This is a genomic window from Streptomyces sp. NPDC001514 (assembly GCF_053597075.1).
This window is the reverse complement of the sequence record NZ_JBSFHO010000006.1, coordinates 68669-83784: the sequence shown is the minus strand read 5'-3', so window position 1 is coordinate 83784 and position 15116 is coordinate 68669. Positions and strand designations below refer to the sequence as shown.

Below are 15116 nucleotides of genomic sequence, written 5' to 3'. Positions count from 1 at the left end.
CTCACACAGGTCGGCATCACCGTAGAACTTCGCCGATCATCCCTAAGAACTCCTCACCCAATGACTTCAGGCGCCTCCAGCAGATGAGTGCGCATCCGAGGGTGAGGGCTTCGTGGATGTCGTCGCGTATCTCCCAGCGGATCGGCAGGCGGCGGAACCAGTGCAGGTGGGCGAACGCGCGCTCCACGACCCAGCGTTGCTTGCCCAGACCAGAGCCGTGCTCGGTACCGCGGCGGGCGATCACAGGCTTCACGCCGAGCGCCCGGACGAGACGGCGGTACGTGTCGTGGTCGTAGCCGCGGTCACCGAGCACCACGGCTAAAAAGATCTTTATGAGGGACGCAAGGTTCCTTGTCGCCACTCCCTCGGAAACGACAGCGACCCGGCACCCCTCACGGGTACCGGGCCACCGCTTGGGACGGGCCGCCTGCCGGCCTCAGTCCTGGCACCAGACGTCGTCGATGGCGTCTTGGACGTCCTCGGTGCGGGTGACCTTGAAGACGGACACCATCAGTTTCTCTTCGCCGTAGATGGAGTGCAGGCCGCAGGCGAGGAGGTTGAGGTACTCGACACCGATGAAGGGCTCGTCCTGGTCGGTGTTGAGGTACTCGGACCCGGGGTCGCCGGGGTTGACGCCGACGGCCCGCAGGAGCTGCGCGGGGTTGCCGGTGACGTCCTGGTCGTCCCAGCCGTCAGCGGAGAGGCGGGACTGCCCGGGGATATGGGCGAGGTACTTGCCGTAGTTCTCGGCCGAGTACATCTCACAAACGGCGGTGATGCGGGCCTCGGGGTGAGCTTTGACCTGGGCATCGAACGCGGCGTCGAGGTTGGTGGAGAGGATGCCGTCCTCACCGAAGGCCGGGTCGCTGATCTGGACGATGTTGCCCCAGCATCCGACGGCGACGTAGTCGAGGTCGCCAATGTGCCGGGGGTGGCCTATGTCCCGGCGGAGCATGGGCTCGAGTTCTTCGGCGACGGTGGAGACGGTGGAGAGTTCGGCGACGACAGCGCGGGCGCGGACCGGGTCGTGGGCCGGCGCGTGGTGGATGGTGTGCTGGTCGTAGGGGGCGCGGTAGGGCGGGTGGATGCGGGTGATCTGAAGGGTGGACTGCCGCCAGGCGATACGCGGGTTCGGGCTCATGGGGGGAGCCTAGGCCAGGGCACCGTCGGGCAACGATCGGCGTGTCGATTCCCAAACTCCTTGATTCACCGAGGAGTTGCAGCCGTAGGGTGTGGGGTTGGCGGTGTCATGTCACGGGGGCTCACACCGCCCCATATCTGTCCCATAGCCCCCCACGAGCAGGGACAAAGAGTTTGAAAGCGATACGTTTACGCGTCAGGGCGCGTCTGGCTTCCGCTGCGGCTGTCGTCGCGGCAGTGGGCGTTGTCCTCACCGGGCTTCCCGGCCTGACCGGCGACGCGGGCGCGGCTCCCAGGCCGCCGAAGCCGCTGGACCCGGGCATGCCGTGCAAGGACTATTACGACCTTGCCGACGACATCCAGGCCATCGCCGAACTCCCGGAGTTCGACGCCTCCCGGGACAAGTCCCAGTGGGACACGTACGAGTACGAGAACCCGGGTAAGAAGTGGGACGGCCTCGGCCCGCCCAGCCAGGCCGACATCGACCGGCTGGAGAACCTGGAGAAGCAGCCGCCGAAGTCCAAGCCGATCGACCGCGTCTACTGGACGTGGCTCCAGGCACGCAAGTCCAACGCGAACGCGTGGGGTGACTGGTCCCACTGGCGCGATGTCCGTCTGATCCGCAACGCCGGCAACGACCCGCGCGGCAAGGCGTTCGAGAAGAAGGTCATCAAGGACCACGGGCTGACCGGCCCGGAGTGGATCTGCCAGAAGGAGGTGGAATTCAAGGACCCGGACACCGGCAAGACCCACCGCAGGCAGCTCGACGCCTACAACACCAAGACCGGGCAGATCCTGGAGATCAAGTCCAACGGGCAGCCCGACCCCAAGCAGATCCCCAAGGACATCGCGTGGTCCAAGGACAAAAACTGGCGCCACACGTCCATGAAGTACATCTACGCCGAGAAGCAGGAAAAATCGGCGATCGACCTGAAGGAAGAGCTGCGTAAGAACGCGGGCGCCAACCGGGTCACGGAGTACAACTACCGCTCCGACAAGGTCGAGAAGGCCCCCAGCGGCGGCGTGCGCGCGAAGTCGACCAACATGCAGCCCCCCGGCAAGCCCGCCACCACGGGCGGCGGCGCGAACGACCTGATCCGCGAGTCCCGTCCCAATCCCAAGAGCATGGGCGAGTTCCTGAACCGGAAGAACGCCGCCGACCCCAACCGGCTCTCCCCACGCAGTCCGGGGGGCGTGGACTTCACCACTCTCGAACTTCGCTACGTCGGCAAGCCCGTCAAGGGCAAGGGCCTGGACTACGGCTTCTCCGCAAAGGAAGACCCCGAGGAGAAGTCCGGCTGGGGCGGCAAGGAGAAGGCGCAGCTCATCTCGGACGCCTTCCTGACGTGGCTGGCGCTGACTCCGGACAAGTTCTGGGTGAACCTCAACCCGGACGAGCCCAACAGGGTCATGGACGCCCAGTTCGGGAAGACCGACGCCGGCCGGATCCTCCTCGAAGCCGATCTCCAGATGAAGCACGACTTCTTCAAGGCGATGGACCCCAAGACCGATCTCGGCAAGCGGTTCTGGGCGTCCCTGCCCAAGGTGAACGGCCGCCCGTGCTTCGCCGGAATCCGCAACTGGATCGAGCCGAAGACCGCGACGGTACGCGAGCAGGACGGCGGCATCTACATCCTTGACGCCCCCCTGAAGCTGAAGTCCACCCCGCAGGACTTCGCCACCGACCCCGGCGGCGAGCGGATCTGCAACCCGTCCAAGGCCGAACGGGATCAGGCACAGCGGGTCATCGACCGGATGATCGTCCCCGAGGTCGAGAAAACCATCAACACCGCCCCGCAGTACGCGGATCTGCGCCGCGTCTACACCGCCCGCGTGGCTGCCGAGTGGATCCGTCTCCAGGACGCGAAGACGCCCACCGACTACCGCAAGATCATCAACAGCAACGACGTGAAGTCGTGGCCGCTGCGCGCCCCCAACCAGAACTGGGACAAGAACGAGCTGTTCCAGAAGTACCGGAAGGTTTTCCTCAACGGCGAGTTCCAGTACGACGTGGACACCGCCGAAGGCGTGATGGTCTACATCGTCGGCGGCGTCGACTTCTCCAAGCAGCCCAAGCGCAACATCACCAAGACCCGGTTCACCGTCGAGCACCGCTACCTTCCCCGCCAGACCCAGACGTCGGTGAAGACCCTCACCGACAACGCCAAGGACAGCGACAGCAACCTGCTGCTCCTGGGCGGCAACACCACCTCCACCGACACCGGCGGAGGCGGTGACGAGCCGGGACCGGACCCGACGCCGACCAAGCCGGGCGAGCCGACCGACAAGCCGACCACCCCCGGGCCTGACCCGTCCACGCCGCCCGCCACGGGCGGCAACACCGGCGGCCAGAACGACCCGGACCCGGACGGCGACCTCGCCGACACCGGCTCCGACACCCCCATCGGCCTGATCGCGGGCATCGCCGCCGTGCTCGCGGCCCTGGGCGGCGGACTGATCTGGTGGAAGCGCCGCCAGACGGCCGCACAGGAATAGCCTGACCGATCCCGCAAAATGCTCCGGCCCCGCACCCGAAGGGACGCTGTTGGTTTATTCGGGGCCGCGCGTGACGTCGGCCTTCGAGACCTGGTTGTGGTCTTGAAGGCCGACGTTGTCGTTTGGGGTGGGTGCGGATGTCGATGCAGCCGAAGGGATCTGAGGAGATTCCGGCGGAGACGGTGCGGGTGGCTCGGGCCGCGTTTCCGAAGGGGAGCTTGGCGATCCGAGTGAGGGACGAGCTGGGCCCGTTGTTCAGGGACGAGGAGTTCGCGGACCTGTTCCCAGTGCGGGGCAGGCCGGCATGGTCGCCGGGCGGGCTGGCGCTGGTGTCGGTGTTGCAGTTTGTGGAGGGGCTGACCGACCGGCAGGCCGCTGAAGCGGTGCGGGCCAGGATCGACTTCAAATACGCTCTCGGGCTGGAGCTGGACGACCCGGGCTTTGACTTCTCGGTGCTGTCGGAGTTCCGTGACCGGCTGGCAGGGGCGGACGCGGGGCGGCGGGTGCTGGACGGCATCCTGGCCGCGGCCCGTGAGAAGAGGCTGCTCAAGAGCGGGGGCCGGGCCCGTACTGACTCCACGCACGTGCTGTCGGCGGCGCGTGAACTGTGCTGGCTGGAGATGGTGGCAGAGACGCTGCGTTCGGCGTTGAACGCGCTCGCTCAGGCTGCCCCTGCCTGGTTGTCGGGGGTGGCCGAGCCGGAATGGTTTCGGCATTACGCCACGAGGGCGGAGGACACCCGATTCCCCACCAGCCGCGTGAAGCGGGACGAGGTGGGAGAACGGATCGGCCGGGACGGGACGCGTCTGCTGTCGACGGTCTTCAGCGCCGATGCCCCCGCCGGGCTGCGTGGGCTTGCCGAGGTGGAAACCCTGCGGCAGATGTGGGTCCAGCACTTCCACCACGTGGACGGCGAGGTGAAGCGCAGGGGCCCAAAAGACTGTCCGCCGGGCGCGCTGCGCCTGGTCACCCCCCATGACACCGACGCACGGGGCAGTGTGAAACGCGACACGATGTGGGACGGCTACAAAGTCCACTTCACCGAGACCTGTGAGCCGGACGTCCCGAATCTGATCACGAACGTCGCCACGACGGTGGCCACCGTCCAGGACCGGTCGATGGTCGAGACCATCCACCACCAGCCCGCGGCCCGTGACTGCCTGCCCGCCGAGCACTGGGTGGACGCCGGCTACCCCACTGCCCCCGCCCTGGTCAGTGCCCGACGCGACCACAGCATCGCCCTGCACGGCCCTATCCAGGCCGACAACAGCGCCCAGGCCAGCGCCGAAGGCGGCTTCGCCCAGGACTCCTTCACCATCGACTGGGAAAACCAGCAGGCCACCTGCCCCGGCGGTCGCACCAGCACCAACTGGAGCGAACGACTCTCCCAACGCGGCCAGCCGGTGCTGCGGGTGGTGTTCTCGGTCAGCGACTGCCGCCCCTGCACCATGCGGCAGGCCTGCATCAACACGCCCAACCTCAAACGACCCCGCGAACTGCGACTACGCCGCCACGACGAGCACCACGCGCTCCAGGCCACCAGGACCGAGCAGCAGACCGATGCCTGGAAGGAGCGCTACAAAGTCCGGGCGGGGGTCGAGGGCACCATGTCCCAGGCCGTCCAACGCTGCGGCCTGCGCAGATCCCGCTACCGCGGGCTGGCCAAGACCAGCCTTCAGCACCAGCTCACCGGCGCCGCGATCAACCTCGCGCGCATCGACGCCCACATCACCGCAACCCCCCGAGCCCGCACCCGCACGAGCCACTTCGCAGCACTTCGCCCCGCCGAGCTCATCCTCGACGGGGCGAAGTAGGACCAGCCCCGAATAACCAACAGCGTCGAGCTAAAGCCCAGCGGGGCCGAGTAAAGCTGCCCCCGAATTAACCAACAGCCTCCCAGCCGGGGCGGGGGCGGGGCGCATGTGCACCTTGGAGGCTGGGGGCCTCAGGCCGATCCGGCTCAGTCGCTGCGGGTCTGGCGGACGGGGGGCGAGAGCGGGCGCAGGCCCGGCGTCCCGGAGAAGGCTGGCGCTCGGTCGACACTCCCACCTTGTTTCTATTGTGCTATTTGCGTCTTTTCCTGTGATTCGATATACCCACTTTCGCCCCCTGGGGCAAGGGGCGTGACGGCGTCACATCAAAGGAGAGCAGCGTCGGATGTCTGAATCACAGGGCACGAGCACGAGCACCGAGCGCCCGGCGAAGACCGCGGCGCTGAGCGGTCATTGGAAGATCGCGGTTCTGGCTGCGGCCGGTTTCGCGACGATCGTTGGCGCGACGACCGTTGTGGCGGTCTCGGACGACGGGGCTGCCGAGGCGAAGCCCGCCTCGGCAGCCAAGGACGGCGGCAAGGCCAGGACGAACCCTCAGACCGTGAGTGCCACACGCGACGGCATGGACGCCGACGGCGGGGACGGCGACTACTGGGCCGGTCACGCGGGCAACCCCGGCGAGAGCAGCGGCGGCAAGGAAAAGGACGACCACTCGGATTCCGGGGGCAAGGAGGGCAACGGGGGCAAGGAGAAGGACTCCGAGGACCACGACGAGGAGAAGGACTCCGGCGGCCGGGACGGCCACGACGACGACCACCGCCGTGGGTCGCACGACGGGGACGACGACAAGACCACGTTCGTGGAGTGTGACCCGGACGACCTGATCTCGGCGATCGTGCAGGCGAACGAACTGGAGGGACCCAGCCGCCTGAAGCTGGCGGAGAAATGCACCTACACACTCACCGCCACCCAGGACGGCAACGGCCTGCCCAAGATCACCCAGCCCATCACCATCCTCGGCAACGGCGCAACCATCGCCCGCGCCGCCAACGCCGCCGAATTCCGCATCTTCGAAGTCGGCGCCGGCGGCGACCTGAAACTCCGCCACCTCACCCTCACCCGCGGCAAGGCAGACGGTGACGACGGTGGCGGCATCAACGTCAACGCCGCAGGACGGCTCGACCTCGACCACGTCACCCTCGAGAACAACACCCTCAGCGACTTCGGGAACTTCGACGGCGGCGCCATCTACAACGAAGGCATCACCGCCATCCACAACAGCACCCTCAACAAGAACTCCGCGAGGGATGGCGGCGCCATCAACAACTTCCGGGGCCGGCTGGACATCAGCACATCCGAGTTCACCAACAACATCGCCAACGACGACGGCAGCGCCGTTGCCAACGACGGCGGGACCACAAAGATCGCCAAGAGTCTGATCAGCCACAACCACGCCCTCTTCGGCGGTGCCCTCTTCAACAGCGGCGGGTTGTCCGAGGTGGAGCAGAGCGCCATCACCCACAACTTCGGCGGCTCCCAGGGCGGTATCCGCCACGTCGGCGGTGCGCTCTACGTACGCAAGAGCACCATCAGCAACAACACCACGACCGGACAAGGAGGAGGCCTCGTCCTCAACGCGTCTACAGTGATCGAGGACAGCAAGATCACCGACAACACCGCCGCCACCAGCATCGGCGGTGGCATCTCCGTCTCGCTGAGTGCAAATGAGGAGGTCGCGATCCGCGACACCAAGATCACCGGAAACCGGGCTCCCGGCAACGGCTCCAGTGGCGGCGGCATCTTCATTTTCAGCGGCAGCACCACCGTCACCCTCACCGACTCGAAGGTGAAGGACAACACATCCGACGAGCCCGCCGGCGGTATCGAGAACAGGGGCACGGTCGTCACGAAGGGCAGGGTCAAGATCATCGACAACGTGCCCACCAACTGCGACTCACCCACCAGCAACCCCGTCCCGAGCTGCTTCGGCTGACACACGCTGCTCGGGCAGCCACAACGGCCGCGCATGAGCCAACCTATTTCCCCGCCCCGGCTGGGAGGCTGTTGGTCAATTCGGGGGCAGCTCTACTCGGCCCCGCTGAGCTTCAGCTCGGCGGGGCCGAGCGCCACAACCGGGTCTTGGAGACCGACGTCACGTCACGCGAGCCCCCGAATTAACCAACAGCGTCCCCGAAGGTGCGGGGCCGCAGTGTTCAGGGCGCGGTGTGGCCGTCGAGCAGGGTGAGGCGGTCCTTCGCGATGTCGACGGCGTCCCGGGAGAGGTCGTTGCAGGTCCAGTGGCGCCGGGTCAGTTCGGCAGCGATGGCCGTGGAGCCCGTGCCGCCGAACGGGTCGACCACGTGGTCGCCGGGCCGGGTGAGCAGTTCGATGAAGTAGAGGGGGACCGAGACGGGGTTGCGCTCGGGCTCCGGCGGCTTGCCCTCGGAGGCGCGTTGGCGCAGGTGGAGGTGGTCGACGTACGTGTCCCCGAGGGCCAGCAGGTTTCCGGACTGGTTGAGCAGCGTGTTCTGGAACTCGAGGGTGCGGGCGGTGTCCACCGGTACGTCGGGGGTGCGGGAGAGCCAGTAGAAGTTGCTGACGCAATCATTGAGTCGTGAGGCGCCCGGGCCTCCCCAGGTGTCCCAGGCACCCATCAGCTGCGGGTTGTAGTAGTACAGCTCCTGGAGCAGGTGCCAGCCGTGCTCGCCGACCAGCCGGGACAGTGCCGCGTAGTGCTGGATGGTGCGCACCGGTCGGTCGGCCGCCCAAGTGCATCCCAGTTCCAGGACGACGCTGCCATCGGGGAGGAGGACGCGCTCGCACTCCTCCATGAACGTCACGAGCCAGTCCCCGAACCGGGGGGAGGTCGGGTCCGTCGAGTCGATGACGTAAGGGCCCTGGAACCAGGGGGCGGTGACGATGAGACGGACGCTGTCGGCGGGCAGGGAGCGCAGGCAGTCGAGGGCGTCACCGCAGGTGAGAGTGCCGTGGTCTGTGGTGTGGACCGTGGCGAGAGCCGTGCTGCCGGCCTCGGTGGGTTCGGTCATGACGGGGTCCGTTCTGTCATGGTTCGACGGTCGAGCCGGGGTCCGGTGGCGGCGAAGGACGCAAGGCGGTCGAGGCCCTCGGTGATCTGCTCCGGGGTGAGGACGCTGAAGGAGAGGCGGATCTGGTGGAACCCGGCTGCGCCACCGTAGAAGTGGTGCATCGGGGTCCACAGCACGCCGAACTCCGCTGCGGAGCGTTCCAGCGCCGCGTCGTCCGCGACGAAGGGGAGGGTGACGACCACGAACATGCCGCCGCTCGGGGTGTTCCACGAGACCGCGCCGGCCGGGCGGAAGCCGGAGCGGCTGCCGAAGCGCTCTTCGAGGCCGTCGAGCACGGCCCGCAGGTTTCGCCGGTAGACGGCTGCGACGCGCCGGGTGGCACGTTCCATGCTGCACCCGTTCTCGACGAGAAAGCCTCCGATCGCCGCCTGGGCGACGGTGGACGTGTTCAGCGTCAGCATGCTCTTCAGGCGGGCCAGCTGGTCGGCGAAGAGGACGGCCCCCGAGCCGTCCCCGGTCACGGGCTGGTCGGCGACCACGTAGCCGATGCGGGCGCCGGCGTAGGCGGTCTTGGAGAACGACCCGAAGTAGACGACCCGCCGTGCCCGGTCCAGGGTTTTGAGCGTGGGGAGCCTGGAGGTGCCGGCGTGGAAGAACGCGTACGGGTTGTCCTCCAGGAGCAGGATGTCCTCCCGTTCAGCGAGGTCTACCAGCCGCTGCCGGTCCTCCAGGGACATGCTGGCGCCGCTCGGGTTGGCGAAGTCCGGTACGACGTAACAGGCGCGGGGCCGCAGCCCCTCCTGCCGGGCCCGGCGGATCTGCTCGGTCAGGTCGTCCAGGTCGATGCCGCCCGGGCCCTCGCGCACGGGCCGCACGCCCATGTCGACCAGCCGCGTCGCGCCGAGGAACCCCACGTAGGCCGGTGCGGCGGCGAGGACGACGTCCTGCGCGTCGCGGCGGAGCGCGCGTAGGACCAGGACCATCGCCTCCTGGGCGCCCGTGGTGACCACGATGGACTCGGCGTCGACAGTCAGCGCCTCGTCGAGCTCCAGGTGCCGGGCGATCAGCTCGTGGATGAACCCCTTGGTGCGGCCGTACTGGAAGAAGGTCCGGCGGACGTCGTCCGGGCCGAGGCCCGCCTCCTTCTCCAGGTGTTCCTCGAAGGCGCGCAGCTGGCGGGGCAGCGAGCCGGTGTCGTAGAAGCCCTCGTAGGGGCGGCCGGCCGCGAAGGAGACGGCCTGCGGAAACCGCCCGGCGATGTCGTTGAGGAGCGTCATGGAGGTGAGGGCGGGGTCGGTCACAGAGGCGTGGAGGCCCGCGGTGTCGAGTCGGAACGCGGCGGGGTGCGGATCGCCGGGCCGCGTCGCGCGCACCTCGCCCGGTGCCGTGAGCGAGGCGGTCACCGGCCGGCTCCCGCGGTCGCGTCGGCGCACGGCCGGGCGCCGGTCCTGTGGAGAGTGACGGCATTGCGGGCCCGGATGGCACGGGCCTCACCGGTTTCGTCGACCATGAAATCGATCACCCCTCCTTCGAAGGCAAACATCGTGCGTGTCAGCGGCAGACACCTGAACTCGCGTAGGTCCTCCAGGGAGTACAGGTACAGCTGCCCGTCCCGGACGAAGACCGTGACCTCGTCGAGGCGGGCGTACGTGCCGGCGTAGCGTGCGAGGTCGGCCGGCTCCGGTGTGGCGAGCAGGCTCTCGTCGAACCGCTCGCACAGTTCCCCGTCGACCATCACGTGGGCAGCGCGGTCCGGCCCCGTTCCGGGGAAGCCCAGCGATACGAGGGGACCGTCGCCGGGTCCGCCGCCCTCGAAGCGGCCGTCCCCCGCGGGGCGGAGCCTGAGGTGCCGCCCGTTGATCTCCGCGGTCAGGCCGCTCGCCTCCTCGGCGAGGCGTACCATGCCCGTGGCCTGGCCGACGAACACGCCGGCACCGCCGCGGGGGTACGCGTCGGCCGGCTGCTCTCCGCCGCCCGGCCGGGCGGCGGGGCCGGGACCCGGCCGGTCGGGACCGGGGGCGTACGCCGCCAGGATCCGGTGCACCAGGGACATCCCGTCGAAGCCGGGCGGTATCGCGTTGGCCAGCAGCACGGCTCCGAGGCGGTCGGGAAGCATGGCCAGCCACGCCCCGTACCCGCAGATGTCGCCCACATGGCCGAGGACCGGGTGCCCCTGCCACCGCCACCGGTGGAAGCCGAGGGTGCTCTCGGTGTCGTCCGGGAGGAAGAGGCGGGCGTGCGCGGTGTGCATCAGCCGCTGCGACTCCTCGGTGAGCAGCCGGTCCGGACGTCCGGTGGCGGCGCCCAGGTGTGCCGCCACGAAGCGGCCCATGTCGAGGGCGTTGGAGAAGGCGAACCCGGACGGGTAGTGCGCGACGTTGTCGGCGACCTGCCGCTCCACGACGGGGATCCCGTCGGCGCCGTACCGGTGGCCGAGGGCGAGCGGGTGCGTCATGGCCACGGCCGGATCGAACGTCGTCGACGCCATGTCGAGCGGGCGCAGCACCAGTTCGTCGACGAGCTGCGGGAAGGGCGTCCCCGCCGCGGTTGCCGCCACGGCCCCGGCCAGGTCGTAGCCCGGGTTGCTGTACGAGTACGCGGTGCCCGGCGGGGCCACCGGCCCGTACGTCCGCAGCAGCCGGAGCACCACGCCGGGCAGGTCGGCCGGGTCGGCGCCGCCGGTGGGGAAGAAGTCGTGCGGGAGTCCGGCCGTGTGGCCCAGGAGCATGCGCGCAGTGATCCGCTCGACCGCAGGGTAGCCGCAGTCGGCGAGTGCGGGAAGGAGGTCGACGACGGGCCGGTCGAGGTCCATCACCCCGCGGTCGTGCAGCCGGAGCACCGCGGTCGCCGTCAGCGGCTTGGTGACGGAGCCGAGCCGGAACAGGGTCGCGGCCGAGACGTCCTCCGCTTCGTCCTGCGCGCCGGTGCGGCCGAAGCCCTGCGCGTGCAGCACGCCCGTCCCGTCCACGACGGCCAGGGCGAGGCCCGGTATCCCGTGTCGGCTCCGCTCGGCCTCCACGTGCCGGAGCAGGGCATCGGTTTCCCTCCGCGTGTCCGCTCCCCCGCCTTCGCCGGCGGGCATCTACGGGGCCGCCTGTACGGTCTCGGGGTCCTCTATCCGCACGGTCATCCGGGCGAGTGCCTCGTCGGCCGCCCGCAGCGCGCCGTGCGGATCGGTGTGCTCGGTGAGCACGTAGCCGAGCCGTACTTCGATGTTCCCCTCGTGGGGCGGCGCGACCGCGTCGCCGGGTGCCACGAAGAGGCACGCCCTGACGACGTGCGGTGCGGCGGCCGCCTCGTCGGCGCCCTCCACTGCGTGCACCTGTCCGGACGTGCGGGCCAGCAGGAGCCGTGCGCATGCGGCTCCGTGGTGCTTCTCGGTCAGGTCGGGGTTTCGGCCCAAGGCCAGTTGCAGGGCCGCGCCGGCGAGGTCGATGCCGAGGGCCCGGTGGACCAGTTCGGGGATGTAGACGCCGGGCAGCCGGGGGTTGACCTCCACGATGCGCACCCCGTGCGGGGTCCGCTTGAACTCGGTGTGGACGATGCCGGTGCGGATGCCCAGGGCCCGGACGGCCTCGCGGGTCCAGTGGGCCATCGCCTCGTAGTCCTCGGCGGGCAGCCGGGTCGGGACGAGCAGGGCGTCGTAGACGAACCGCGACTGGGTCGGGCCGACCGGCTCGATGGTCTGGAGCCCGTCCGTGGCGGTGATGACGTGCACGTCGCCGTCGACGACCGCAGCTTCGACGCTCACCAGGGGCCCTTCGAGGAACTCCTCGATGATGACCCGGTGGTAGACGGCCGGCAGGTATCCGTACGGTTCGACGGCCCAGTCCCAGGCCTGGGGCAGGGCGCTCGCGTCCGTCAGGCGGGTCACCCCCTGGCCGCCCGAGGCGGCCACGGGCTTCAGCACGACCGGAAGGGTCAGCTCGTCGAGCGCCTGCCTCGCCTCGTCGAGCGAGGAGGCCACGCGGTAGCGGGGCCCCGGGACCCCTGCCGCGGCGAACCGGTCGCGGGTGGCGGACTTGTCCATGCACAGGCGTACCGCCGGCAGGGAGGCGCCCGGGAAGCCGAGCTCGTCGCTCAGGGCGGCGCTCAGCTCGACGAGCTCGTCCTCGTGCGTGAAGACGCCCGAGAGCCCGTGCAGGCGTACGTACTCCGCGAGTTCACCGACCCACTGCAGCGGGTCGTCGTACAGGCCCGGCAGTACATGGACCCGCTCGGCCCCGGCGGGGAATACGGCCGGCGCTTCACGCATGACCAGGTGTGCCTCGATGCCGAGGGCGAGGCACGACTCCAGGACGTAGGAGCGGTAGTGCGGGTCCCAGTCCAGGATCAGCAGTCCGGGCACGGTCGGTTGTCCCCTCATCGGTCGGAAAGGTGGTGGGGCACCACGGAAGCGAGCATGGGCGCGTGGAAGGGTTCCGTTGCGGGGCCCGGGGTGCGGGACATGACGTACCCGGTGAGCGGGGCCCGCTGGACGTCGTAGTCCCCGTAGCCCACGCAGAAGGACGGGTCCTCGCACCGGTCCAGGGACAGGACCTTCTCCAGCACGGGCGGGTCGTCCGTCTCGTAGCGCCACAGCGGGTCCGCCCGGAACCCCAGGCGCCGCTTGAGCAGGTACAGGCCGGTGGCGACGTCGTGGCCGTAGAAGTTCGGGTCGGCGCCGGCCGACAGGACCTCGTAGCCGAGCTCGGCCGCGACCACTCCGACCTGGACGTACATGAAGCGGGTGGTGCCGTGGTCGGGGTGGTCCGGGTCGCAGGCGTAGTAGGTCATGCGCAGCATGTTGTGCCGGGGCACCTTCATGCAGAGGAGTCCGGCGACCATGCGGTCGCCGCTGTACAGGTAGATGCCAACGACCTGCTCGGGGTGGGTCCGGAACCACTCCAGGTCCTCGGCGGCGTACAGGGTTCCCCGGGGCAGGGAGGCGATGTGGTGCTCGTACAGCGCGAACCAGGTGTCCAGCCGGGCGGGGTCGATCGCCTCCTCCACCTCCAGCCGGTGGCCGGACTCGGTCTGGCGTATCGCGTGCCGGGTGGACTTGCGCATCCGCGGCTGGAGGGTGTCCACGTACGCGTCGAGGGTGGGGTACACGGGACGGGTCCAGAACAGCCACTGCGGCTTGAGGAGGAACCCGTGGGGGGTCAGCTCCGCGTACTGCTCCGGGGTGGGGTCGACGATGCGCAGGAGGTCGGCGTCGCCGGTGTGTCCGAGCGCCGCGCCGCTCGCCACGTCGGCGGCGTCGAGTACGGCGATGCGGAGGTCGTGGTGTGTCGTCAGTTCCATGTTCGGCCTTCGTCGACGGCCGCGCGCCACCAGTCGCGGCCTGCCTGCGGCAGGGTGTGGATCGGGTCGAGGTACTCGTGCCGGCGGGTGAGTGCCTGCGCGTCCTGGGCTTCGCCGGGGAGGCGGTAGTTCTTCCTCCAGTACGAGATGCCGAGCGTCCGGTCGTACTCGGCGACCTGGTGCACCCACCGCTTGCCGACATAGGGCACGTCGCACACGACCCTGGGCGTGGCGAACCCGGGGAGGTAGCCCATGATGTCGTCCTGCAGCGCCTGGGCCCGGGACAGCGGTATCCGCCAGTGCTCGCTGAAGGGGATCATGTCGCAGAGGTAGAAGTAGTACGGCACGATGCCCGCGCCGTCGAGCAGGGTGAAGCAGAGGTCGAGCAGCTGCTCGGGGGTGTCGTTGACGCCGTGCATCAGGACGCCCTGGTTGCGTACGTCGCGGATGCCGGTCTCCAGGACCGCGCGGGCGGCACGGGCGGCCAGCGGGGTGACCGAGGCGGCGGAGTTGGCGTGGGTGTGCACGGCGATCTGGACGTCCCGGTCGCGGGCGACCTTCGCCAGGCGTTCCATGCCGGTGAGGACCTCTCCCGACAGCCAGTGCTGGGGCAGAGTGACGAGCGCCTTGGAGGCCAAACGGATGTCCCGGATGCTGTCGATGTCCAGCAGCTCCGACACGAAGGCCTCCAGCCGGGGCCACGGGACGTTGGCCACGTCCCCGCCGGAGACGACGACGTCCCGCACCTGGGGATGCGTCCGCAGGTAGTCGACCATGGCGGCCAGGCGGTCCTGCGGCTTCGCGGCGAACCGGGTCTTGCTCACCACCGGGGTGGACTGGCCGACCAGGTCCATGCGGGTGCAGTGGCCGCAGTACTGCGGGCAGGTGGCGACGATCTCGGCGAGGACTTTCGTGGGATAGCGGTGGGTCAGGCCCTCCACCACCCACATCTCCTGCTCGTGCAGGGCGTCCCGTGAGGCCCGCGGGTGCGACGGCCAGTCGGCGCGCCGGTCGGAGAAGACGGGCAGCATGTAGCGGCGTACCGGGTCCGCGTAGAAGGCGTCGGTCAGGCTGCCGGCCCCCGCGACCGTCACCCCGCTCGCCATCGTGTTCAGCATCTGGGGCGGCAGCAGGACGGACATGGTGGCCCGCTCGGCCCGATCGCGCTCCAGGTCGGCGTAGAAGGAATCGTCGACGAGGTCGCCCAGCACGGCCCGTAACTGCTTCGCGTTGCGCACGCAGTTCAGGCGCTGCCACTGCGGTGACTCCCAGTCGGCGCGGGTGGTGTCGCGCCAGCCCGGGAAACGCCTCCAGTCGGGTTCCGTCAGCTCCTTCCTGCGATAGGTGTACGGCTGAACCGCTGTGGGAATCACGC

11 protein-coding genes are annotated in these 15116 nt (G+C 69.2%); 3 read left to right on the top strand and 8 right to left on the bottom strand.

The window, feature by feature from the left end:
- Nucleotides 1-16 precede the first annotated feature (16 nt).
- Entirely contained in the window at nt 17-361 is a 345-nt protein-coding gene (locus ACWCXB_RS09355) for a transposase (protein WP_450720732.1), read from the bottom strand.
- A gap of 75 nt (nt 362-436) precedes the next feature.
- The gene (locus ACWCXB_RS09350; protein ID WP_450720730.1) at nt 437-1141 is read right to left on the bottom strand and encodes a DUF6333 family protein; all 705 of its coding nucleotides are present in this window, start codon (nt 1139-1141) and stop codon (nt 437-439) included.
- 236 nt (nt 1142-1377) lie between these two features.
- On the opposite strand from ACWCXB_RS09350, the gene ACWCXB_RS09345 reads away from it, so the two are divergent.
- The 3 genes from ACWCXB_RS09345 (at nt 1378) to ACWCXB_RS09335 (ending at nt 7401) form a co-directional block, all read left to right on the top strand.
- Nucleotides 1378-3636: an LPXTG cell wall anchor domain-containing protein gene (locus ACWCXB_RS09345; RefSeq protein ID WP_450720728.1), complete on the top strand. Its 2259-nt coding sequence runs from the start codon at nt 1378-1380 to the stop codon at nt 3634-3636.
- A 137-nt stretch (nt 3637-3773) separates the two neighbouring features.
- Nucleotides 3774-5450 carry an IS1182 family transposase gene (locus ACWCXB_RS09340; RefSeq protein ID WP_450720726.1) on the top strand — a complete coding sequence of 559 codons (1677 nt, stop codon included), beginning with the start codon at nt 3774-3776 and terminating at the stop codon, nt 5448-5450.
- Nucleotides 5451-5793: 343 nt separating this feature from the next.
- On the top strand, nt 5794-7401 hold the full coding sequence (locus ACWCXB_RS09335) for a right-handed parallel beta-helix repeat-containing protein (RefSeq protein ID WP_450720724.1): 1608 nt from the start codon (nt 5794-5796) through the stop codon (nt 7399-7401).
- 220 nt (nt 7402-7621) lie between these two features.
- On the opposite strand, the gene ACWCXB_RS09330 is transcribed toward ACWCXB_RS09335, so the two are convergent.
- Genes ACWCXB_RS09330 through ACWCXB_RS09305 form a run of 6 tightly spaced genes read right to left on the bottom strand, consistent with a single transcriptional unit; the run spans nt 7622 to nt 15114 of the window.
- Nucleotides 7622-8455 (bottom strand): DNA-methyltransferase, encoded by an 834-nt coding sequence (locus ACWCXB_RS09330; RefSeq protein WP_450720722.1) that lies wholly within the window; start codon nt 8453-8455, stop codon nt 7622-7624.
- A complete protein-coding gene (locus ACWCXB_RS09325) occupies nt 8452-9858 on the bottom strand; it encodes an aminotransferase-like domain-containing protein (RefSeq protein ID WP_450720720.1) in 1407 nt (468 codons plus the stop codon). The genes ACWCXB_RS09330 and ACWCXB_RS09325 overlap by 4 nt, the downstream gene beginning before the upstream one ends.
- Nucleotides 9855-11537 carry a serine hydrolase domain-containing protein gene (locus ACWCXB_RS09320; protein WP_450720718.1) on the bottom strand — a complete coding sequence of 561 codons (1683 nt, stop codon included), beginning with the start codon at nt 11535-11537 and terminating at the stop codon, nt 9855-9857. The genes ACWCXB_RS09325 and ACWCXB_RS09320 overlap by 4 nt, the downstream gene beginning before the upstream one ends.
- Nucleotides 11538-12821: an ATP-grasp domain-containing protein gene (locus tag ACWCXB_RS09315; RefSeq protein ID WP_450720716.1), complete on the bottom strand. Its 1284-nt coding sequence runs from the start codon at nt 12819-12821 to the stop codon at nt 11538-11540.
- The gene (locus tag ACWCXB_RS09310) at nt 12818-13741 is read right to left on the bottom strand and encodes a GNAT family N-acetyltransferase (protein ID WP_450720714.1); all 924 of its coding nucleotides are present in this window, start codon (nt 13739-13741) and stop codon (nt 12818-12820) included. Before ACWCXB_RS09310 ends, ACWCXB_RS09315 begins: the two co-directional genes overlap by 4 nt.
- The gene (locus tag ACWCXB_RS09305) at nt 13732-15114 is read right to left on the bottom strand and encodes a KamA family radical SAM protein (protein WP_450720712.1); all 1383 of its coding nucleotides are present in this window, start codon (nt 15112-15114) and stop codon (nt 13732-13734) included. Before ACWCXB_RS09305 ends, ACWCXB_RS09310 begins: the two co-directional genes overlap by 10 nt.
- Nucleotides 15115-15116 lie beyond the last annotated feature (2 nt).